At 73.0% G+C, this 22,167-nt stretch carries 21 protein-coding genes; 4 read left to right on the top strand and 17 right to left on the bottom strand.

The annotated features are described in order from the left end of the window. Positions 1-56 precede the first annotated feature (56 nt). Complete coding sequence (locus tag VKV23_00860) at positions 57-815, top strand: hypothetical protein (GenBank protein HLI14587.1); 759 nt, start codon at positions 57-59, stop codon at positions 813-815. On the opposite strand, the gene VKV23_00855 is transcribed toward VKV23_00860, so the two are convergent. Then, on the bottom strand, positions 805-2,211 hold the full coding sequence (locus tag VKV23_00855; protein HLI14586.1) for a class II fumarate hydratase: 1,407 nt from the start codon (positions 2,209-2,211) through the stop codon (positions 805-807). The genes VKV23_00860 and VKV23_00855 overlap by 11 nt on opposite strands. Positions 2,212-2,347: 136 nt before the next feature. Between VKV23_00855 and VKV23_00850 the strand changes: the two genes are divergently transcribed. From VKV23_00850 to VKV23_00840, 3 genes are all read left to right on the top strand, one after another. Next, positions 2,348-3,490: a C40 family peptidase gene (locus VKV23_00850; GenBank protein ID HLI14585.1), complete on the top strand. Its 1,143-nt coding sequence runs from the start codon at positions 2,348-2,350 to the stop codon at positions 3,488-3,490. A gap of 57 nt (positions 3,491-3,547) precedes the next feature. Next, on the top strand, positions 3,548-4,417 hold the full coding sequence (locus tag VKV23_00845; protein HLI14584.1) for an ERCC4 domain-containing protein: 870 nt from the start codon (positions 3,548-3,550) through the stop codon (positions 4,415-4,417). Positions 4,418-5,116: 699 nt separating this feature from the next. Beyond that, positions 5,117-6,163: a sucrase ferredoxin gene (locus VKV23_00840; GenBank protein HLI14583.1), complete on the top strand. Its 1,047-nt coding sequence runs from the start codon at positions 5,117-5,119 to the stop codon at positions 6,161-6,163. 57 nt (positions 6,164-6,220) lie between these two features. Here the strand turns inward: VKV23_00840 and VKV23_00835 are convergent, their stop codons facing one another. The 16 genes from VKV23_00835 to VKV23_00760 form a co-directional block, all read right to left on the bottom strand. Beyond that, positions 6,221-6,823 carry a UbiX family flavin prenyltransferase gene (locus VKV23_00835; GenBank protein HLI14582.1) on the bottom strand — a complete coding sequence of 201 codons (603 nt, stop codon included), beginning with the start codon at positions 6,821-6,823 and terminating at the stop codon, positions 6,221-6,223. Continuing rightward, positions 6,820-7,497: a YoaK family protein gene (locus tag VKV23_00830; GenBank protein ID HLI14581.1), complete on the bottom strand. Its 678-nt coding sequence runs from the start codon at positions 7,495-7,497 to the stop codon at positions 6,820-6,822. Before VKV23_00830 ends, VKV23_00835 begins: the two co-directional genes overlap by 4 nt. Before the next feature lie 232 nt (positions 7,498-7,729). Next, entirely contained in the window at positions 7,730-8,653 is a 924-nt protein-coding gene (locus VKV23_00825; GenBank protein HLI14580.1) for an ABC transporter substrate-binding protein, read from the bottom strand. A gap of 391 nt (positions 8,654-9,044) precedes the next feature. Beyond that, positions 9,045-10,505, bottom strand: a complete 1,461-nt coding sequence (locus VKV23_00820; GenBank protein HLI14579.1) for a UbiD family decarboxylase — start codon at positions 10,503-10,505, stop codon at positions 9,045-9,047. Beyond that, a complete protein-coding gene (locus tag VKV23_00815; protein ID HLI14578.1) occupies positions 10,498-10,860 on the bottom strand; it encodes a cupin domain-containing protein in 363 nt (120 codons plus the stop codon). The genes VKV23_00820 and VKV23_00815 overlap by 8 nt, the downstream gene beginning before the upstream one ends. A gap of 40 nt (positions 10,861-10,900) precedes the next feature. Further along, on the bottom strand, positions 10,901-11,428 hold the full coding sequence (locus VKV23_00810) for a flavin reductase family protein (GenBank protein ID HLI14577.1): 528 nt from the start codon (positions 11,426-11,428) through the stop codon (positions 10,901-10,903). Beyond that, a complete protein-coding gene (locus VKV23_00805) occupies positions 11,425-12,888 on the bottom strand; it encodes a 4-hydroxyphenylacetate 3-hydroxylase N-terminal domain-containing protein (protein HLI14576.1) in 1,464 nt (487 codons plus the stop codon). Before VKV23_00805 ends, VKV23_00810 begins: the two co-directional genes overlap by 4 nt. Positions 12,889-12,907: 19 nt before the next feature. Then, entirely contained in the window at positions 12,908-13,576 is a 669-nt protein-coding gene (locus VKV23_00800) for a DUF2848 family protein (GenBank protein ID HLI14575.1), read from the bottom strand. Beyond that, the gene (locus VKV23_00795) at positions 13,573-14,847 is read right to left on the bottom strand and encodes a Xaa-Pro peptidase family protein (protein ID HLI14574.1); all 1,275 of its coding nucleotides are present in this window, start codon (positions 14,845-14,847) and stop codon (positions 13,573-13,575) included. The genes VKV23_00800 and VKV23_00795 overlap by 4 nt, the downstream gene beginning before the upstream one ends. 88 nt (positions 14,848-14,935) lie before the next feature. Further along, positions 14,936-16,573, bottom strand: a complete 1,638-nt coding sequence (locus VKV23_00790; GenBank protein HLI14573.1) for a gamma-glutamyltransferase — start codon at positions 16,571-16,573, stop codon at positions 14,936-14,938. 32 nt (positions 16,574-16,605) lie between these two features. Continuing rightward, complete coding sequence (locus VKV23_00785; GenBank protein ID HLI14572.1) at positions 16,606-17,001, bottom strand: RidA family protein; 396 nt, start codon at positions 16,999-17,001, stop codon at positions 16,606-16,608. A gap of 15 nt (positions 17,002-17,016) precedes the next feature. Then, complete coding sequence (locus tag VKV23_00780) at positions 17,017-17,460, bottom strand: heme-binding protein (protein HLI14571.1); 444 nt, start codon at positions 17,458-17,460, stop codon at positions 17,017-17,019. Then, positions 17,457-18,734, bottom strand: coding sequence for an amidohydrolase family protein (locus VKV23_00775; protein HLI14570.1), 1,278 nt, complete (start codon positions 18,732-18,734; stop codon positions 17,457-17,459). The genes VKV23_00780 and VKV23_00775 overlap by 4 nt, the downstream gene beginning before the upstream one ends. Further along, entirely contained in the window at positions 18,727-19,494 is a 768-nt protein-coding gene (locus VKV23_00770; GenBank protein HLI14569.1) for a FadR/GntR family transcriptional regulator, read from the bottom strand. The genes VKV23_00775 and VKV23_00770 overlap by 8 nt, the downstream gene beginning before the upstream one ends. A gap of 44 nt (positions 19,495-19,538) precedes the next feature. Further along, positions 19,539-20,441, bottom strand: coding sequence for an ABC transporter ATP-binding protein (locus tag VKV23_00765; GenBank protein ID HLI14568.1), 903 nt, complete (start codon positions 20,439-20,441; stop codon positions 19,539-19,541). A 17-nt stretch (positions 20,442-20,458) separates the two neighbouring features. After that, positions 20,459-21,322 (bottom strand): ABC transporter permease, encoded by an 864-nt coding sequence (locus VKV23_00760; protein HLI14567.1) that lies wholly within the window; start codon positions 21,320-21,322, stop codon positions 20,459-20,461. Positions 21,323-22,167: the final 845 nt, after the last annotated feature.

The raw sequence follows: 22,167 nt of genomic DNA, 5'->3' as shown, positions 1-22,167 counted from the left end.
TCGGCCTGGCCGCTCGTCCGTAGCGTGCGCCCGCGTCCGACGGCAGGCTCGCGCCCGTGGCCGGCTGGTGGAGCGTCGCGGCGCACCGGGTGCTCGTGCACCTCGTGCTCCTCGTCGCGCTCGCCGCCGTCGCTGCGGCGACGGCCACGTCCTTCGCGCACGAGGTCGCAGCGCGCCCGCTCCTCTACCCCGTCGCCGGAGGCGACCGGGCCACCTCGGTGCCGGCAGGGGTGACCTCCCTCGTCTACGGCCGCCGGTCCAGCGCGACGGGCAAGGTGCTCGGCGAGCTCGCCCGCTGGCGCGTCGCGCCGGGCCGGCCCGAGCCCGTCGAGCACGGCGGCGACCTCGCGCTCGTCGACGCCCGCCACGCGCCCGGTGGCGTCGACGTGCGCGTCCAGCTCGTCGACCTCGGCGCGCTGCGCCGCGACTACCAGGTCCTTCGCGTGCCCCTCGCCGTCTCCTACGTCGCGAGGAGCGGCGACGGGTCGGCGCCGTCGGCCCGCGCCTGCTCGCGCGCCCGCGGCTGCTCGTGGGAGCCGGCCAACGGCGCGGCTGCCGCACCTCGCGCCAGGGGGGCCTGCCTGTCGCTCGCCACGGCCACCACGGCCTCGCTCGAGCTCCCGCCAGGCGCCCTCTACGAGATCACGCTGCGCCCCGGCGGCGCGCTCGTCGAGCGCCCGGCCGAGCGCGTCGCCCGGCCGGTCGCCCCCGAGGTCTTCCTCACCGCTGCGCCACCACCGCGCCCGCCGGCGCCGAGGCGGAGCGGGGTGCCCCTCGCCGAGCCCGGCGCTCTCGCGCCCGGCGTCAGCCGATGATTCCCCCACGGGTCATCGCCAGCACGTCGAGCGCCCGGTCGAGCTCGTCCTCGCCGAGCAGCCCGAGCTCGAGGACGACCGAGCGCAGGTCCTTCCGCTCGGCGAGCGCCTTCTTCACCACCTTCGCCGCGTTCTCGTAGCCGATGTAGGGGTTGAGCGCCGTCGCGATCGAGGGGGACGACAGGGCGTAGGTGCGGCAGCGCTCGACGTCGGCCTCGATGCCGACGATGCACTTGTCCGCGAGCGCCCTGCTCACCGAGGCGAGGAGGCGGATCGACTCGAGGAGGTTGCGCCCGATCACGGGCAGCATCACGTTCAGCTCGAAGTTCCCCGCCGCGCCCCCGAAGGCCACCGCCGCGTCGTTGCCGACGACCTGGGCGACGACCTGGCAGACGGCCTCGGGGACGACGGGGTTGACCTTGCCCGGCATGATCGAGGAGCCCGGCTGCAGGTCGGGCAGGTGGATCTCCGCCAGCCCGCAGCGCGGCCCAGAGGACATCCAGCGCAGGTCGTTGGCGATCTTGTAGAGCGAGACGGCGACGGTGCGCAGGGTGCCGGACGCCTCGACGAGGGCGTCGCGCCCGCCGTGTGCCTCGAAGTGGTTGCGTGCCTCGGTGAGCGGGAGCGACAGCTCCTTCGCGAGCTCGGCGATGACACCGGCGGCGAGGCCTGGCGTGGCGTTCAGGCCGGTACCGACCGCCGTGCCGCCGAGCGGGAGCTCGCCCACCCGGGGCAGCACGGCCTCGAGGCGCTCGATGCCGTGCTCGACCGCCGCGGCGTAGCCGCCGAACTCCTGGCCGAGGGTGACCGGGGTGGCGTCCATGAGGTGGGTGCGGCCGGCCTTCACGACCTCGGCGAAGGCCGCGGCCTTCTCGGCGAGCGCCCGCGCGAGGTGGCGAAGCGCCGGGACGAGGTCCCCGGAGATCCCCTCGAGCGCGGCGAGGTGGATGGCGGAGGGGAAGGTGTCGTTCGAGGACTGCCCGGCGTTCACCTCGTCGTTCGGGCTGACCCGCCGGCCGATTCGGCGGCCGGCCAGCGTGGCGAGGACCTCGTTCAGGTTCATGTTCGTCGAGGTTCCCGAACCGGTCTGGAAGACGTCGACCGGGAAGGCCTCGGCGTGGTGGCCGGCGGCCACCTCGTCGGCGGCGGCGGCGATCGCCTCGGCGACGTCGCTCGGCAGTGCCCCGAGGCGCGCGTTCACGCGGGCGGCAGCTCCCTTGATGCGGGCGAGCGCGCGTACGAGCGCCGGCTCGACGCGCAGGCCCGAGATCGGGAAGTTCTCGACCGCTCGCTGGGTCTGCGCACCCCACAGCGCGTCGAGAGGGACGGCGACCTCCCCCATCGAGTCGTGCTCGATCCGGAACCCCTCGGCGGGCTCCCCGCTCGCAGCGCTCACGCCCGGTTGCCTCCCAGCGTCCAGCGGTACTCGGCCGCACCTCGCGCCAAACCGTAGCGGCGGGTGCGCGACCTGGCCAAACGCAGGAAAACCTTGCTGCATGCCAGCACGCTCGATACGGTGTCGGCCCATTGTGATGCCGACCGAGCGAGCTCTCGCGGCCGGGGTCGTGCGGAGGGCCTGCCGCCTCGGTGCCCGCTCGCCGGGGCCGCTCCGGCGCCGGCGGACCGCGCTCCTCCTCGCGGCCGCCAGCCTGGCCGCAGCCGCGTGGCCGCTCGAGGCACACGCGAGCCCCGTCACCACGCTGCGTACCCGCGCCTACGCCATCGCGGCGCGCATCGACACCCTCCGGCTCAAGCTCGGCGTGCTCTCCGAGGAGTACGACCAGGCGCTCACCCGGCTCGGCGTGCTCCGACGCGAGATCCGCGCGGACCGTCGCGCCCTCGGTGCAGCCCGCTCCAGCGTGCGGCGCGACGCGGCGAACCTTCGCCGCCAGGCGATCGAGGCCTACGTGAACGCCGGCACGGGGGCCGGCGTCACCAGCGTGCTCACCTCGACCGCTGGCGCACTGCCGCTGCGCCAGGCCTACCTCGAGGTCGCCTCGGCGAGCCTCGACACCGCCATCGCCTCGCTGCGGGACTCCGAGCACCGCCTCGGCGTGCGCGAGGCCACCCTCGCGCAGGACGAGGCGCAGGCGGCGCAGGCGGCCGACACCCTCCGCCAGGCCCGCGACGCCGCGCTCGGCCTCGAGGCGCAGCTCTCGGCCACCCTCTCCCAGGTGCAGGGCCAGCTCGCCGCCGCCATCCGCCAGCAGCAGGTCGCCCAGGCCGCAGCCGCAGCCGCAGCGGCGGCCGCAGCGGCGACCGCCCGGACCGCGGCCGCCCAGCCGCCGCCGCCGACGAGCTCGCCGCCGCCCGTCGTCGGCGGGGGCGACGGCACGGCGGCCGTGCGTGCCGCCGAGAGCCAGCTCGGCGTCCCCTACGTGTGGGGCGGTGCGACCCCGGGGGCCGGCTTCGACTGCTCGGGGCTCACCATGTGGGCGTGGGCGCAGGCCGGCGTCAGCCTCCCCCACAGCGCCGCCGCCCAGTACGCGAGCATCGAGCACGTCCCGCTGTCGGACCTCCAGCCGGGCGACCTCGTCTTCTACGCCGCGGGCGGCTACATCTACCACGTGATCATGTACATCGGCGGCGGCCGGGCGATCCAGGCGGAGGACACCGGCACCGTCGTCCAGATCACCCCGGTCTGGCCAGGCGCCATCGGCGCCGGACGACCCTAGCGGGCGCGTCGCGCGAGGCCTCGGCGCGAGCCGGCCCGCCCGGCGATGATGGTGGGCGTGGAGCGCTTCTTGGTCGCGGCGAACCCCGATCCCGCCTCCCGCCTCCCCTACCTCCTGCGCCTCCCGCTGCCTGGAGGGGCGGTCGTCCTGAAGGCACGGGACCGCTGGCCTCGCACCGCCGCCGTCTACTGCCACCGAGCCGACGCCTGGCCGGAGGACCCCGAGATCCTCGAGGAGGTCCCCGTGCGCTCCTGCGTCCGGCGCGGCTCGGCCATCGACCTCGTGCTCGCGCGCGGCCGGGAGAACCGGAGCCAGTTCGTCCTCACGGCGCGACGCGGCCGGGAGCTCATCTTGTGGCAGTCGCCGCGCACGGCCGCCCGGGCGCGCCCGGGGGTGCGGGTCCCGACGCGGCGCGCCTCCGGCCAGGGCGACCTCGTCGTCGCCGTCGACACGCGCGAGCGCTACCCGTGGCGCTTCGCGCGCCAGCAGCTGCGCACGGAGCGCCGCGCGCTCGCCGTGGGCGACTACGGCGTGTTCCTCGGCGACGAGCTCGTCGCCGTCGTCGAGCGCAAGTCGCTCGCCGACCTCGCGGCGAGCCTCGTCGACGGCAGCCTCGCCTTCCTGCTCGCCGAGCTCTCGACGACGCCGCGCGCCGCCCTCGTCGTCGAGGACCGGTACTCGTCGCTCTTCAAGCTGCAGCACGTCCGCCCGGGGTGGGTCGTCGAGCTCCTCGCTGCCGTGCAGGTCCGGTACCCGGGGGTCCCCATCGTCTTCTGCGAGACCCGACCCCTCGCCGAGGAGTGGGCGTTCCGCTTCCTGGGCGCCGCGCTCGCCTTCGCGCGAGCCGAGGCTGTCGACGCCGTTGCGGCATCGCCGCCGCTCGCGCCGCCACCGCCCCGCCGGAGCGCCGCCCGCAGCGGGCCGTAGGCCGGCCGGACGTGGGCGCGCGTGGCCCCCGACGGGGCGCGCCGGCTCGCCCGTCGTCGGGGCGCACATCGACCGCGAGGGCGCGCTCGGCAGTCCGACGCCGCCGCCAGCCGGGGCTCGAACAGCCGGACGGCCGCTCGCAGCAGGCGCCCGGCCGACGCCGGCCTCGGGCCAGGCACAGCGTCGGCGACGCCGCCAGGTCACGGCCGTCGAGCGGGAGCGGTCACTGCGCCTCGTCGACGCGCCGGTCGCGCTGCCGGCTGGGCAACCCCGCGCCGGCACCGTCGCGCCACCTCGGGCCAGCTCGGTCCGGGGAGCGCTCCGCACCCGCGACGGCCGCTCGCCGCCTCGCTCGGCATCGGCCGTCGTAGCAGGATCCGCGCTCCGTCGGGACGTCCCCGGTGGGCCTCGCAGCTGCGACTCATTGCGCACACGGTGCGAGTCCAATGGCCTCGTCGCGCGGCGCGCGCCGACCGGCTCCGCCGGAGCGCGTCGCCTCGATCCTGCCGGCGAGCGGGCCTGCGCGACGGCGTCGGTGCCGCGGCGCCACCTGAACGCGTCGCGCTCGCGCACAGCGCACGCGCACCGGCAGTACCAGCGGTGTGGACACTCGACCAATCATCCCCAGCTATTCCGTACTCACTGGCGTCGGTACTTTCCCTCTCGGCGCCGACTCGATCGACTGCTATGGTTGGAATCGTGGACGCCTTGACAGCAGTGACCGACGCTCAGGACTTCAGGTGCTCGACCTTCTCCCGATCCATCGCATTGGATCCCATCGGGACCGCCGGCAACTACCGCGGGTACCTGCTCATCGAGTGGCCACTCCCGTGGCCGCGTGACGTCGGCGAGATCCCCGAGCTCGCACCCGTCGCAGCCGCTTCGTCGGCGGCTCGCTTTCGTCTCCAAGCGCTCGTCGCCGGCGACGATCCCGAGCGCTCGGTCATCTGCTACTTCGCGCCGCGCGGGCCGTTCACCCGCTACCGCCGCCAGTCGCTTCGCGCCCATCCCGACGAGCTCGTCGAGGCGGCCCTCGAGCTGCTGCGCGCCTGCGCCCGGGAGGACGGGGTCGACGACGCACCGAGCGCGCTCTCGGACCCGGAACCGGCGGCACGTGATGTCCTGATCTGCACGCACGGGCGGCGGGACCGCTGCTGTGGGTCGCTCGGTACGGCGCTCGTGACGCAGTTCGGCCTGGCAGGACGCGCACCGGAAGGCCCTACAGCTGTCGCCTCGATCCTCGGTGCAGCCGGCACGACCTTCTGGCGAACGAGCCACACCGGTGGCCACCGGTTCGCGCCGACGGCCATCGTCCTGCCGGAGGGCACGGTGTGGGGCTATCTCACCGCCGACACACTGCGAGACATCCTCGATCGCGCCGGTGCGGCCGACGCCGTGCTCGCGCACTACCGCGGGTGCGCCGGCCTCGCCTCGCCCCAGCTGCAGGTGCTCGAGCGAGCGGTCATCGCCGAACGCGGCTGGGAGGTCCTCGACGCCTCGCGCGACGGGGAGGTCGAGCGAAGCAACGACGACGGGTGGTCGCTGGCCCGGCTGCGCGTCCACCACACCGACGGTCGGACCGACTGCTACGAGGCCGAGGTCGGCGTCGGCCGCACCGTCACGATGCCGACCTGCGGGGACCGCCTCGCGACGCCGTCCAAGGCCGAGCAGGAGCTCACGATGCACGCACTGCGGCGAATCGACACGACCGCCGAGTCCGGAGTACGAGACCTCACGAGCTCATGAGCCCGCGGCCGCTCGGACGACACTTTCGGACAATACGTGTCGTGGCTCCAGCCGCTGTCACTGCTCCAGTGGCGCCGCCGACCATCGTCTATAGAGGTCGTGCTGAATATCGAACTGGTCGAGGGCCTTGCCGACGATTTGAGCGACGACGTCGTCGACCGACTTCGGCTGGTGGTAGAAGGCGAGGACGGGGGGAAGAACCGTCGCGCCGGCGAGGGTAACGGTCTCCATGTTCCGGAGGTGAATGAGGCTCAGCGGTGCCTCGCGGCAGACGAGGACGAGCGGCCGGCGTTCCTTCAGGGTCACGTCCGCGGCCCGCGCCAGCAGATCGCCGCTGTTGCCGGTCGCGACCGCTGCGAGCACCCGCATCGAGCACGGAATGACGATCATTCCCATCGTCCGGAAGGAGCCGGACGCGATGGGCGCCGCCAGGTCCCTCGGCTCGTAGCAGGCGTCGGCCAGCTCCTCCACCTGGTCGACCTCGAGGTTCGCCTCGAGCGGTATCGTGCGCCGGGCTCCTTCGCTGATGACGAGGTGCGTCTCGATCCCGCCGATCTCGCGCAGGGCTGCGAGGCAGGCGATCCCGAGCTGCGGGGCGCTCGCCCCGGAGATCCCCACGACGATGCGCCGCACGCTCGTCCTCGGCTCGCCGACGCTCATCGACGCGCCAGCTCCGCGCGGCCCGCCTGGCTCGGTGCTCGCTCGCGGAACCACGCTGCCGAAGCGGCAACGACCGCGAGCACCAGTCCGAGCTGCACCACCGGCTCGCTCCACGCGGCGCGCACGCACAGGGAGGCCCCGAGGGCGGCCCCGACGACGAGGCCGGCGAGCAGTGCCAGGTTGCGCCCCCCTCGCCACGCCCCGCGCGGCGAGTGGACGAGCCCGGCGAGCAGGTTCGTCAGGGTGCCGGTGAGGTAGGTGCTCGAGAGGCCGGAGACCCCGAAGCGCAGCACGGCGCTGCTCTGGATCCCGAGCGCTGCGGCGTTGCACGAGAGGAGCGCGGCAGCGGCCACACCCGTCGGCTTGCCGTGCGCCGCCTCGAAGCCGCCGGCGAAGGCTGCGAACAGCGCGATCTCCGCCAGCAGGGCGGTGGTCACCCGTGCCGGCCACGTTCCGTCGCTCGGCTCCGGCCGGCGAGCGATGCTCGCACCCGCGATCGAGCCCGCCACGTAGCCCACGAAGGCGACGCCGGTGTGCAGCGCGAGCGGCGCGGTCCGCCGTGCGGCCGCGATGCCGAGCAGCACCATGTTGCCCGTCATGACGCTGGTGAAGACCCCGCCGAGTCGGACGAAGCCGACGGCGTCCGTCATCCCCGTGACGACGGTCAGGAGCACCACGAGCGCATCGCGCCTGCGCTCGGGGGTGCTCCACGCCGACCGGAGGCGCGCCGCTGCCCGAGACGATGCGTGCTGCACGGCGGCCACCTCGCTCCCGCTCCTCCTCCACGACGCGCCGAGACCTTCGGCGAGGCGATCGCCCCGGGGCGCGCGTCCGAGCCCCGGGGCGATCGGTCCACCTAGACGCCGCCAGGCGTCGACCGCCCCACCGCGCGACGCGCTGCGTCGATCACGGCTTGTCGACGCCCTTCATGACGCCGAGCTGATGCAGCGCGCGCTGCACGAAGGTCTCGTCGATCCAGGAATTGATGCCGACGGGCGACGTGCCCGGAGGGAGCGCCCCCGAACGGAACAGGAGCGCTGCCGTCCGAGCGATCACGGTCCGGTTCAGGCACCCGTTCACGCACCACTGCTGCTTGAACCCCTGCTGGTGGGCGAGGTTCGCGAGGGCCGCGTAGACGAGGTCCGAACGCTGCCGAGCGACCGCAGCTGCCCAGTCGTTCGGGTGTGTGTAGTAGTAGCGCGACAGCTTCATCGTCAGGGTGACGAACAGCTGGATCGCCGGCGCGTCCTTCTTCACGATCGAGGCCGCCGCGACGTTCACCTTCGCCTGGAACGGCACCGCCTTCAGGAACTGCAGCTGGTTGAGCAGCAGGTGCAGGCCGGCCTTCTGCTGGGCAGTGAGGCTCGACCACTGCGCGTCCGACACCATCGTCGCGTCGGCCTGCCCGTTCACGACTGCGAGGATCCGGGCGAGCGGCGAGCCGACGTTGTCGATGTGCACCCTGCTCGACGAGATGTGGTTGCGAGCGAGCAGGTAGCCGAAGAGGAAGTTCGGCTCGCTACCCGCGCCGAGCCCGGCGTACGTCGCACCCGCGAGATCGGAGAGATTCTTGATGCTGTCCCTCGCAACGAGCACGTAGTCGGGGGCGGAGCCCGTGGAATCGACTGCCTTCAGGGTCAGGAGGTGCTGCGCGACAAGCTCGAGCGCCTCCGAGGTGTCGAGGTTCGCCACGTCGACCTCGCCCGAGGCGAGCGCCTGCGCGGCCTCCGTCGTCCCCTCCAGTGTGACCAGCTTCACGTTCAGGCCGTTCCGCCGGTAGTAGCCGGTGTCGGCGCCGAGCTGGATGACGCCGTTCGGGATCGGCGTCACCTCGGTCGAGTCGACCGCGACGGACAGCGACCGAACCGCCTTCCTGGCGACGCTGTGCCGCGCGGCGCGCGAGGCTGCTGCCGCAGGCAGCGCTCCCATCGCGAGGGCGGCCCCCGCGAACGCCACCGCCGCGGCGCAGCGCGACGCCCTCGAACGCCAATGGGTCCGAGACGCAAACGTGGTTCCCATCACCTTCTCTCCTGTCCACGCGACGGCCGTCCAGACCGGCCGCCGCAGCGTCCGCGGTCGCGCGCCCACGTCGCCGCGAGCGAGCGACCATCCTTCGATTGCCATGTCGTGCACTTCACTCTCGGAACGGACGTGCCCCCCTCCTTTCGCCTGCTGCCTGCTCCGACTGCCAGGGGCTGGCGCAGATCGCCGGCTCGCCTCCTCACGCCGTCAGCCACGGCAGGGACGCGCTGCCCCTCGCGCTCCGCACGGCGCCGGGATCGAGCGCAACCTCGCTGAAGCGAGCGCGCGCGAAGCGCGCTCGCTCCCCGTAGGGGACCGTGGCGTCGATGCCGAGCTTCGTGCGCTGGCCGCCGCGCGAGACGCGCACGTACTCGTGCCCGCGCGCCTCGGGGAGGACCAGCAGATCCCTGCTCGCCTCCATGCGCGTCGCGATCGCGTACTCGACGTCGGCCGGGTCGTGCGGATCGATGTCGTCGTCGACGACCACGACGAGGTCGAGGTCCTTGAGGGCCGAGAAGGCAGCGAGGATGGCGTTGCGCTGCCAGCCGTCGTGCTGCGGGCTCGCCTTCGCGACCTGGACGACGAGGTGGAAGCGGTGCAGGCCGCCCGCCGTCAGGTCGACGTCGGTCACGATCGGGACCGCCCGCCTGAGCGCCTGCAGCGCCGCCGCCTCGAGGACGTACTTGCGCAGCATGACCGTCTCGCGGCCCGCGCCGTTGATGGCGTGGTAGACGGGGTCGGCGCGCACCGACACGGCGGTGACCTCGAGGACCGGCGCCGGACCGGCCTCGGAGAGGTACCCGATGAACTCCGCGAACGGGCCCTCGTGGACGGAGGAGTCCGGGACGATCGCCCCCTCGAGGACGATCTCGGTCTCGAGCGGCACGGCCAGCGGCTGCGAGACGCACGGGACGAGCTCGAGGCCGGCACCGCGCAGCCCTCCCGCCACGTCGAGCTCGCTCACCTCCCGGGGGACCTGCGAGCCCATGAACGCCGCCGCGTGCATGAGCGCGAGGTCGGTGCCGAGGCACACCGCGACGGGGAGCGGCCTGCCCGCCCGGCACGCCGCCTCGTAGGCAGCGAGCAGGTGCCGGCCGTAGTCCAGCTTGATCGCGGTGGTGCTCGGCCCGACGACCTGGAGGCGGTGGTAGGACGCGTTCGGGACGCCGATCTCCGGGTCCACCGTCACGACGACGCCGGCCGTGATGAAGTAGCCACCGTCGTCGGGCGTGTGGCGCAGCACGGGCAGCAGCGCCGCGAGATCGATCCCGTCCCGGTAGATGCGGCGGTCGTCGGGGCGTCGCTCGAGGACGACGGGCTCCACCGGGGACGACAGGGCCCGCAGCATGGCGGACCGGACCTCCTCGCGCCGAAGCCCGAAGGCGGCTTCCACGTTCTCGCTGCACGCCAGGAAGTTGCCGAGCACGGGCATCGTCGCGCCCTTCACGGCCTCGAAGAGGAGTGCCTCGCCGCCGTCGAGCGCTCGCATGACGCCCGCGACCTCGAGGTCGCGCTCGAGTGCCTGCTCCACCTTGCGGAGACGCCCCGCGCCGTCGAGGCGCTGCAGGGCGCGTCGGAAGCTCGTGTCGAGGACACCGAGGCGCTCACCCCCGGGCGCGCCGGCCTCGCCGTGCTCGCCGACCCGGCCGTCGTCACGCATCTCGGCGGTACCGGATCTCGAGGGTGAGCGCGCCGGCGGGCGCGCGCCACGGACCGTGCGGCATCCCGGGGGGGCGGCACGCGTAGGAGCCCGCGTCGAAGACGCGGTCGAGGCGCAGGTCGTGCAGCGCACCCTCGAGGATCCACACCTCCTCCCAGAAGTCGTGGCTGAGCGTTCCGTTCACGCTCGTGTCGGCGCCAACGGCGAAGCGCAGCAGGCGGGTCACGTCGCCCGACGCGAGGTCCGCTGCGAGCACGAGCTCCGAGAGCTGGCCGCTGCGGTCTCCCTCCGGCGCGCGCCAGGTCCCCGGCGGCTGGCGCAGCGGGTCGAAGAACTCGTACTCCGGCTTCCCCACCGCTACCCCCACACCTGCCCGCCGCCGGGCGCGGCCGCGCTCACGAGTACCAGCACCATTCCGCGTCCTTCGTCCTCCCCGCGAGCTCGTCGTAGGAACCGCGGTAGAAGATCAGCGGGTGACCGGCACCGGCCCGGGCGTGCTCGACGGTGCCGAGCACGATCTCGTGGTCTCCCGCACGCTGGAAGGCGTCTGCTCGACAGACGAACCAGCACATCGCGTCGAGGACGACCGGCACGCCCCCGCTCCAGGCGGTGCGCTCCAGGCCCGCCCGTGCGCCCCCGCGTCGCGCGAAGACGTTCGCGAGCTCCTCCTGGCCACGGCGCAGCACGCTGACCGCGAAGCGGCGGCTCTCGCCGATCGCCCGTGCCGTCCTGCTCTCGCTCTGCACGCACACGAGGACGGTGGGCGGGTCGAGGCACACCGAGGTGAAGGAGTTGGCCGTCATGGCGGCGCAGCCGCCCGGTTCCTGGGCAGCCTCGGCGGTGATCACGACGACGCCGGTCGCGAAGCGGCCCGCGAGGTCGCGGAACGTCCGCTCGTCGAGGACCGCCGGTGCCGCGCTCATCGCGACGCCCCGAGCCCTTCCTCGTCGAGCCCGTAGCTTGCGAGGAAGTCGCTCACGAGCGCGAGCGGCTCCTCGTAGCCGTAGTTGCGGTAGGCGTAGCCCTTCACGACGAAGGGCGCCCCCGCGTAGAACATCTCGTACTGCTGGTGGCGGCCTGCGAACTCGGAGCCGATCACGTCCCACGCGAGCTTGAAGAGCTTGACGCGCTCGACGCTGCTCACCCCCGGCGAGCGCACGTAGCGCTCGAAGTCGCTCGCGTCCGGCTCGCGCAGCAGCTGCCGGGCGGAGGAGGGCAGCTGGAGCACGCCGCCGCCCGCGAGGTCGCGCAGGAGCCCGAGCACCCGAGGGTAGATCTCGGCCTGCAGGCCCATCGCCCCGTAGACGAAGCGGGGGTTCGGGCAGAACACGCCGTTCTCGTTCGCCTCGGCGCTCGCCTCCGCCGCGACCACCATGCCCTCGACGACCGCCGCCAGGGCCGCCAGCTCGCCGAGCACGCCCTGCACCGGCGGCAGCCGGTCGATCCCGTTCACCGCGGCGATCCGGCGAGCGATGCCGACGATGAACTTCAGCTTCTCGGCGAAGCGGATCTGGGCCTGGCTGTTGCCGAGCACGTGCGCGGGGGTGTCGAAGAACTGCGATCGCACGCCCTCGACGTCGCCGAGGACGAACGCGTTCTCGAACGGGACGAAGACGTCGTCGAAGACGACGAGCGCGTCCGGCTCGTCGAAGCGAGCCGAGAGCGGGTAGTCGAACGCGCTCGGGATGCCGAGCGCGTAGGGCCTGCGGCAGTAGACGCGCAGACCGGGCGTCGACAGCGGCACGACCACCGAGATCGCGTAGGGCTCGTCGCCGGGCGCGAGGGGCTTGATGCAGCTCACGAAGAGCACGTTGGCCACCGCCGCGCCCGTGCCGAGCATCTGCGACCCGCGCAGCACGACGCCGTCGTCGCGCTCCTTCGCGATGCCGACCTGCAGGAACTGCTCGTCCCAGCCCTGCGCCGTGGTCGACCGGTCGACCTGCGGCGGGATGATCACGTACGCCGCGTACAGGTCCTCCTCGACGATCCGCTCGTACCACCGCCGGACGTTCTCCCCGAAGGAGTGCTTGCGGTCGAACACCCCGGGCGCGGACGCGAAGCCGGCGAAGAACGAAGCGACGTGGTCGGGGCTGCGGCCGAGGAAGCCATGGCTCAGCCGCGCCCAGCGCGCGATCGCCTCGCGACGGCGCGCCAGGTCCTCGCGAGAGCGCGGGATGAGGAACGCCGCGTTCCCGACCGTGCCGTTGCCGAAGGTCGCGACCATGCCGTTGGCCCGATCGTGCGCCTCGTCGTAGAGCCGGGCGACCGACGCCGCGACCCCCGCGAAGGCCGGGTGCTGCGCGACGCGCTCGACGCGCTCGCCGTCGACGATCACCGTCCGAGCGTCGGCGATCGATTCGAGGTAGTCCCTTCCGCTCCTCATCGAGCCTCCCTCACCCGTGTCACGCGCCCGGTCCCACGACGTAGTCGCACGCGATGGCGGCGCCGCTCGGCGCCACGAGCTCCACCCGCCACTCGGCGGCGAAGCGCAGGTCGCCCGTCAGGACCGGCACCGTCCCGCAGAACCCGACCGTCCCGTCCAGATCGTCGACGGCCGCGGCGATGAGCTCGACGAGCGCCTCGCACGGAGCGAGCGACGAGACCATGGCGTCCTGGTAGGCGGTGCCCGGGTGCGGCCCCGCGAAGCTCCGGAGCCGCAGGTCGTCCCACGCCGGCGCCGCGAAGCCGGACGACCAGGCGGCGCGGGCGATGGGCTTCTCGCACGCCGCCTTGGCCGCGCGCATGTCGGTGCGCTCGAGGTCCCGGTCGGTGTGGTCCGAGCCCACCGTCAGGAACCACTCCCCGTCGCCGAACACGAGCACGGGCTCCGCCTCGCCCGAGGACCGGCCGCCGTAGGGCCCGATCCGCGCGGCCTGCGTCACGACCTCGCCGTCGAGGACGGTGACCTCCGGCACCGATGCGGGGCGCGCCACGCCGATCGCCTCGAGCTCGGCGATGTGGCGCTCCACCGCCGCCGGATCGCGTCCGGTGTAGCCGCAGATGACGACCGTTGCAACGTCCACGTGCACGGTGCGGTCCTCGTCGAGCACGCGGAGAGCGACGGACCTCACAGGACGGTCACCTCCGCGGGCAGGCGGTTCACCGAGCGCGCCCCGTCGTCGGTGATGACGTAGGTGTCGCCGAGGAACACGCCCCTGGTCGCGTCCGCGCTGCACGGATGGATCTCCACGCAGCAGGCCATGCCCGGCTGGAGGACCACGTCCTTGTCGGGACGGTGCGAGGTTCCCACGAACGGCCCGGCGTCGATCGGATTGAAGATCCCGTGCACGAGCGGCGCGACGATGCTGTAGCCGCGCTCGTGGATCACCGAGCCCGCCTCGCGGATCCTCGCCGCGTCGCAACCGGGCCCCAGGACGGACGTCACCGCGGCGTACGCCTCGAGGCAGACGTCCAGCATCTCCCTGAACTCCGGAGACGGCTCGCCGAAGCAGATCGGCTTGCCGGTCTGCGCCTCGTACCCGTGGGCCTCTCGCGCCCCGATCTCGAGCAGCAGGATGTCTCCCTCCTGGATCTGCCGGGAGATCGGCCGGGGCCGCTGGAAGCCGGAGACCGGCGCACGCGTCGACTCGCTCGCGGCGAGCACCATCGTCGGGAGCTCCCCGCCCTCGCGGGCGAGCCGTTCGTAGATGATGGCGAAGAGGTCGGTCTCGTGCATCCCCGGACGGAGCTCGTCGATGATGGCCTCGACGGCCGCGTCGCCGATCCTGCCGGCCTCCTCCAGGCAGGCGAGCTCCTCGGGCGACAGGACGAGCCGCAGACGCCAGAAGGCATCGCTGCAGTCGACGAGCTCGACCTTCGGGAGCTCGCTCGTGAGCGCCTGGACGTGGTCGGCAGGCAGCGAGAGGTAGGGCGCCACCGGGACCACGCCGATCCTGGCGCGTTCTAGGCCGAGCTCCCGCAGACGCCCGATGAGCACCTGCGTCGTGTTCAGCGCCCCGCGGATGTCGGTCACGATCGAGCGCGCCATGCGATCCGGCAGCCTCGCGTTCAGGCCGAGGATGGCGAGGGTGGGGTCGCCCTCGAGCGGGAAGATGCAGAGCGCGTCGAGCTCCATCGTGCCGATGTAGTTCGTGAGCCACCGGATGTTCGCCCAGCCCCGCTCCCAGATCGCGTTCGACCCTTCGAAGACCATGCAGTCGAGGCCGCGTTCTGCCATGAACTCGCGGACGAGGCGGTGCCTCCTCGCGTACTCCTCGTCCGAGAACCTCGCCCAGTCGTACAGCTCGCGCCTGATCTCGAAGGGGTAGACGATCCCCGACGAGGGCCGTGGCTGGGCCGCCCCGCCCTGCCGGTCGCTCCCCGGCGCCTGCCCGATGCTCACGGTGCTTCGCTCCTCCCCTGTCCGTGCCTCCTCGCCTCGTCGGCTGGCGCCGGCTCGGCGCTCGCCGCGCCGACGCCTCGCGCGCGCGTCACCAGGCGAGCGCCGTCACCCGACGGCGCGGATCGGCGGCAGCCTGGTACACACCCTTCGCGGGGTCCGCGGCGACGACGGTGCACCCGCCGAACAGGTCGTTCGACGCTCGATCGCTCGACCCGTCGACGACGACGACGTCGTGGCCGAGCTCGCGCAGCTCGTCGATCACCGCGGCACCCATCTCTGACTCCACGAGGAGACGGTCGTCGGGCACGGGCGTGCGCGGCGTGCCGCTCAGCCAGCGCGGGTGCTCGAGCGCGGACTGGATGTCCGAGCCGAAGTCGATGACCTGCGTGAGGACCTGGAAGTTGGTCTGGACCTGCCCGCGGCCGCCCGGCGTCGCGCCGGCGAGCACGACGTTGTCCGCCTCGAGGACCATGTACGCGTTCAGCGTGTGCACCGGCCGACAGCCCGGCCGGAGCCCGTTCGGCGCCGATGCGTCGGTCCGGAGGCCGGCGAGCCGGTCGTTCAGCAGGACGCCGGTCCCCGGTACGACCTCCCGCGCCCCCCACTCGTTGAAGAGCGAGTGGATCACCACGGCGACCTGGCCGCGCGCGTCCACGGCGACGAGGCTCGTGGTATCGGTGCCCTCGCTCAGCTCCGGCTCCATCACCGCGACCGCACCTGCACCCGTCTCGTAGGTGGCGGCGCGAGCGGCGATCGTGGCCGGATCGAGCCCCCCGAAGCGGGCGCTCGCCGGGGGATCGGACGCGACGAGCGCGAGGTCACGGAAGCTCTCGCGCTTGCACCAGACGAGGAGGTCGATGAGGTCGCTCGTGCGCGCGCGCAGCTCGGCGACGTCGAACTCGCCAGCGAGGGCCAGCTCCTCGAGGAGCAGGATCCCGAGCGACACGGGCGGATTGCTGACGACGAGGCGATCGCGATAGCGCACCGACACCACGTCCACGAAGGCCGTCTCGTGCGAGCCGAGGTCCTCGAGGCTGAGGGGCCCGCCGCGCCGCTCGATCCACGACGCGACTCGCTCGGCGATCGCGCCCTCGTAGAAGGCCGCCGCGCCGCGCTCGGCGACCTCCCCGAGCGTCCAGGCCAGCTCTGGCTGGCGGAACAGCTCGCCGGGACAACGGCCGTTGCCGGCCAGCAGCGTCTCGAGGCCCGGCGCCGCGCCGGAGGCCGCATCGGTCACGGCTCGCTCGACCGCCGCCGCGGTGCCCAGGTCGAGCGGGAACCCCCGCAGCGCGTAGCGCCGCGCCGGCTCGACGAGCTCCGCACGGGCGAGCGACGCGAATCGACTGAAGAGCGCGTCCCAGGCACCGACGAACCCCGGCACCGCCACCGAGAGCGGCCCGAAGCGCGGGACACGCTCGAGGCCGGCCGTCGCCGAACCTGCCTTGACGGGGGCCGCCCCGCTCCCGTTCAGCGCGACCACGCCCTCGCCCGGCTCGAAGACGAGGGCGAACGCGTCACCGCCGAGGCCGCACCACGCCGGCTCGACCACGCACTGCACCATGGCGCCGGCGAGGACGGCGTCGACCGCCGTGCCGCCGCTGGCGAGGACCTCCGTCGCCACGGTCGCCGCGAAGGGGTCACCGGCCGACACCGCACCGTGGCACCCGAGGACCGGCCCCTTGCCCGCCCCGGACACCGCGCGCAGGCCGTCCATCGCCTCAGCCACCCAGCCCACCGGTCGCGCCAACTCGGTCCACGTCAGGCGAGCGCGGCGATGGTCTCGATCTCGACGAGCATGTCCGGGTTCTTCAGGCTGCTCACGAAGACGAGCGAGCGGGCGGGGAGGTAGTCCCCGCACCCGGCCGTGCGGAACGCCTCGACGTAGGCCGCGTTGAGCGCCTGGACGTCGCTGCCCTCCCGCACGAAGATCGTCACCTTCGCGACGTCGACGAGGCTCGCCCCGGCAGCGGCGAGGATCGCCGCAACGTTGCGGAGCGCCCACGTCGTCTGGTCCTTGATGTCGCCCATCTGGCCGGTCTCACGGTTGCGGCCGGCCTGACCGGCCGTGAAGACGAGCGAGCCGACGCGCACGCCCTGGCTGAACGGTCCCGTCGGCACCGGCGCGTCGTCGGTGCGCAGTTGCTGCAACGTCATTGCACGCTCCATCGATCACGCCCCGTCGGAGGAGAGCGATCCGCCTGCCTCGGCGACTGCCGAGCGGGCGACCTCGTCGTCCTCCTTCGGACTGCCTCCGCCGACGCCGATCGCGCCGATGCACTCGCCGTTCTCGAAGATGGGACAGCCGCCGGGGTTGAGCGTGACGCCCTCCGGCAGGACCCTCAGCAAGCTCGCCGCGAACAGGGGTCGGTCGGCCCAGGCGCTCAGGAGGTCCGCCGTCGTGCGCCGGAAGGCGGCAGCGAGCCGCGCCTTCCCGATCGCCATGTACGGCCCGTGCCAACGGTCGCCGCTGCCGCGGACCACCGCGACGGGGTGCCCCGCGGCATCGACGACGGCTGCCGTCACGGCGAGATCCCGTGCGGCGCCGATGCGACGCGCCGAGGCCACGTACTCGAGGGCGCGATCCGGGTGCATCGAGACCGACCTCCGCGTCACGAGGCGGGCGCGGCAGCCTCGGCCCGGTTCCTGTCGGCCGCGCCCGACGCGCTCCGCGCGTCGCCGTCGTCCCAGGGCGAGGACGCGAGCCGCAGGTAGGCGATGGCGTTCTCGCCCATCATCCGGCGCACTGCCGATGCACCGAGCTCCGGCTCCCAGGCGATGATGTTGTCGGTGCTGCTGGGGAAGTGCGACTCGGGATGGGGGTAGTCCGACGCGTACATGAGCACCCCCTCGCCGAGGACGTCGATGACGCCGCGGGTGATGACCGGGCCCTCGTGCTCCTCGACCGCGCAGAAGACCCTGCCCATCTGGGCGTACTCGAGCGGCGTGTGCTTGAGGTCCGGCGGCACCGCACCCTTGACGTAGCTGATCTGGCTCGTCAGCCGCACGAGCCAGTGCGCGAGCCATCCGTGACCCGTCTCGATGGTCCCGACTCGCAGCCGATCGAAACGGTCGAGCATGCCGCTGATGAGGACGTAGGCGAGCAGCCGCTGCGCCCCCCACACGTGCGCCGCGGTTCGGGCGACCGCCAGGTTGCCCCAGATGTCCCGGTAGCCGGGGAAGTAGGGCGGCTCGTAGAAGAAGCTGTGGTGGACGATCGGGAGGTCGGCCTCGTTCATCACCGCCCAGATCGGGTCGAGGACGGGGTCGTCGACCGGCAGCCCCTCGGGAAGCAGCGGCCACACGGCAGCCACCCAGTCCTCGCCGGCGAGCCGTTCCACCGTGGCTGCCGCGAACTGCGGGTCCGCGCCCGGCGCGAGGATCACGCTCTTCAGTCGTCGAGGATCCGCCGAGCAGTACTCGCGGATGTAGCGGTGGTACGCGTCGTAGAGCCCTTTCGCCAGCGACGTCTCGAGCGCGGTGCTGCCGCATGCCCACGTCCCCGGGATGATGACGTCGATGTCCACGCCCTCGACGTCCATGTCGGCAAGGCGACCCGAGGGGTTGTCATGCTGCACGCCGATGCTCGGCTGCGCGCTCGCGAGGTTCCCGACGCGGCCCTCGAGGGCGCTGCGGGCGCCCGCGCCGCCCCCTCGCTCCTCTTCGCCTTCGGGTCGCCCTGCGACGCGACGGTACGGACGCGGGTTGATCCGCAGCACGCCGTACTCGTGCTCGGGGTGCCCTCGACCCGGCTCCGGCGTCGTGCGTCGCACGTAGGGGGCGAGCTCGGCGGAACGCGCCCGCAGCGCGTCGTCCGCGTAGCGCATCAGCACCTCGAACGAAGGCGTGACGTGCGTGTCGACGTCGACCACCTTGTAGCCCTTACGCATCGGCTCCTCCATCTGCCACGCCAGCGGCCGTCCTGATCCGCTCGATCAAGCGCTGCTCGACCCGGTCGAGGTGCACCCACATCTCACGGGCGGCGCGCTCGCCGTCCCCCGAGGCGATCGCCTCGTAGAGCTCCTCGTGGCCCCGCCGGCCGCCGCCGAGAGCGAGGGGCTCGCTCCCGAAGAGCCGCCAGTAGGCGGGGAGCTTGAAGAAGACGTGGTGGTTCGACAGGTAGACGTCCACGAGCACCCGGTTCGGGCACATGCGTGCAATCGCCTGGTGGAAGCGCTCGTTCGCGACGTGGTACCCCTCGGGGTCCGTCGGGTCCATGTCCTCGAGGAGCGCGCGCAGCTCGGCGAGCTGCGCGGCGGTGTGGCGTTCGGCGGCGAGGCGAACGATCTCGACCTCGATGAGCTTCCTCGTCTCGTAGACGTCTCGTACCGACAGGCGAGACGCGAGGGCCGAGTAGTCCACCTCCTCGGGCGAGACCTCGTGCCGGGCGACGACGACGAGGCGGTTGCCCTCCCGGCGCACGAGACCTGCCGCCAGCAGGCCCTGCAACGCCTCGCGCACCGTGGTGCGGCCGACGCCGAAGGCCTCGCACAGCTGACGCTCGACGGGGAGCGGATGGCCGGGCTCGAGGCGACCCGACAGGATGTTCGCCCGCAGCTCGTCGAGGAGCTGCGACGCGAGGGTGCGCCGTGCCAGCTTGCGCTCGGCGAGGCCGTGCTCGGGTCGCTCGGTCGTGTTCGTGCCTGCCACAGGAGCTCCACCACCTCTCGGGAGGTCTCGATGCGACATCCCGCTCACGAGCCACCTGGCCCTGGCCGCACGTCGCCCGGCGCGGGCTCGCCGCCTCTCCCCCCACCGCCCTGCGCGCTCGTCGCCCACTCTGCGCTCTGGCCGACCATCGACCGGATCCGGTGCCAGAGGTGGTCGTGCAGCTCCCGGAAGCGCTGCAGGCCCTCCACGTCGCCTTCCCAGCGGTCCTCGGGGAGGTCGACGCGCACGATCTCGTCGACCTGGCCAGGCCGCGGTCGCAGCACGACGATCCGGTTCGACAGCAGGATCGCCTCGTCGATGTCGTGCGTGACGAAGACGACCGCGGTTCGCAGGCGGGCCCACAGCCTCAGCAGCTCGAGGCGCATGAACTGCCGGGTCATCGCATCGAGCGCGCCAAACGGCTCGTCCATGAGCAGGACGGCGGGGTCCACCGCGAACGCTCGGGCGAGCCCGACGCGCTGCTGCATGCCCCCGGAGAGCTCGTGCGGGTAGGCGTTCGCGAACGCCTGCAGCCCCACGGTGGCGAGCACGTTCATCGCCCGCTCGCGTCGCTCGTCGGCGGGGACGCCCTGCACGAAGAGCGGGAACTCCACGTTCGCGCGGACGGTGCGCCAGGGGAGGAGCCGGGCCTGCTGGAAGACGAAGCCCATCTGCGGGCCGGGAACCGGCGGGTGCCCTGCGATCAGGACGCGTCCTGCATCGGGCTTGATGAGTCCGTCGATGACGCGCAGGAGCGTCGTCTTCCCGCAGCCGCTCGGTCCGACGACGCTCACGAACTCGCCGGCCGCGACGTCGAAGGTGATCCGGTCGAGCGCGTGGACCTGACCGCCCTTGAACCAGCGGCTGACCCCCTGCACCTCGATCTGCGGACGACCCGACGGCGCGCCCTGCGCCTCGCCCCCGCGCGCAGCCTCGACCACCGCCACCGGGGGCTCCTGCTGCCTCACGAGCCCTCCCGCCAGTCGACCCGCCAGGCGGCGAAGCGACGCTCGAGCATCCGCAGCAGCGCCGAGACGGCGGTGCCGAGCGCCGCGAGGACGATCACGACTGCGAAGTACTCGGCCATCTGGAAGGTGTTGCCCGCCTCGGCGAGCAGACCGCCGAGCCCCGCCTGCGCCGTGTAGAGCTCGGCCACGATGGTTCCGAGGATCGCGAGCGCGGCCCCGACGCGGACGCCGGTGAGGATGGACGGGAGCGCTGCGGGCACGAGGACGCGCCAGAACAGGGTGCGGCGCGGAGTGCCGAGCGCCTTCGCCATCTCGATGAGGTCCTGATCGGCGTTCTGGATGCCGTCGGCCGTGTTGATGAGGATCGGGACGAAGGCGCTCAGCCACGCCACGATCACCTTCGACTCGACGAACAGCCCGAACCACACGATGATCAGCGGGATGAACGCCACGCGTGGCGTGGCGTTCAGCGCGTTGATGAACGGCTCCCAGATGCGGCCGATCGTCCGGAAGCCGCCGACGACCATGCCGAGCAGCACGCCGGAGGCGAGCGACACGCCGTAGCCGATCCCGAAGACCGTGAGCGTCTCCGCCAGGGCGCGACCGAGGACGCCGTCTCGGACGAGGTGGCCGAGCTGGCGCAGGACCGATCCGGGCGCGGGCATCGTGAGACCGCCGAAGTTCGCGTTCACGAGCTGCATCGCGAGCACGAGCAGTCCGATGACGAGGAGCTGACCCGCGAGCACGACGAACCGCTCGCGGGTTCGGCGCCGGACGCGCGAGCGGCGTTCCCCCACTCCCTCGCGCTCGGCCGAGCGCGAGGTGGAAGGCTCGGCCTCGCCGACGACCTCGATCACCACGCTGCCGGCACCGCCCGAGGTAGCCGCTGCGCCGCAGCAGACAGCGAACCGTCCACGCCTCTCCCGGCGGCACCACGATCGCCGCCGACGACCCCCCTCCAGCAGCGCCCGCCGCCTCGAAGGCCCTGAAGCTGGACGCAGCGCCCGCGGAGACTCGGACGGCAGAGAATCTGTTGATCTGCTCTTCGATACAGATTGTCAGACATAAAGATCATCAGTAAGCTAACAGCGACCGCCGCCACGCGCAAGGCCCGACCGCCGCCCACGCTCGAAGAGCCCAGGAGCGAGGTCGCAGCGCCGGGCACGCGCTCCGAGGCCTGGCGGTATCGAGAGACGCTGGAAGGGGGTGCACGCCATGCACGCAGCGGCGCGGGCCGGCGCGCGCGAGGCGGTGGGGAGCACGCGGACCCATCCCCCGGCGCGCGACGCGGCGGCGAGCGCCGATGCGGTCGCACCGAGCTGCTCGACGAGCCCGACGCGTCTCGCAAGGCTGGCCCGCTTAAGCGCCGGTGCGGCAGCCTGCTACACAGGACGACCAGGAAGCGGTCGACGCGAGGTGCCACCGAGGACACCGGCCGCGGCGAGGGCCGGCAGACGGCTGCGTCGCGACCGTCCCGGCGCCCCTTGCCGAAGGCACGTCGCGCGTGCGCGCGCTCGTCGTCCTTCGGTCGTCCCGCTCGCGCACGACGGCGTTCCGGCGCCTGGAGGACGATCGCACGAGCGGCGAGCCACGGCTGCCTCGGGCACCGCGGCCGGAACTGGACGGTTGGGCCTCGCGCCCGACCGCCCGTTCGCGCGCCACTGGAGCGCGCACGCCGGCGCTCGCGCTACTCGGACCCTCGCCG

The organism is Acidimicrobiales bacterium (genome assembly GCA_035294085.1).
GTDB lineage: Bacteria > Actinomycetota > Acidimicrobiia > Acidimicrobiales > Bog-793 > DATGLP01.
This window is presented reverse-complemented; position numbering and strand designations above follow the sequence as displayed.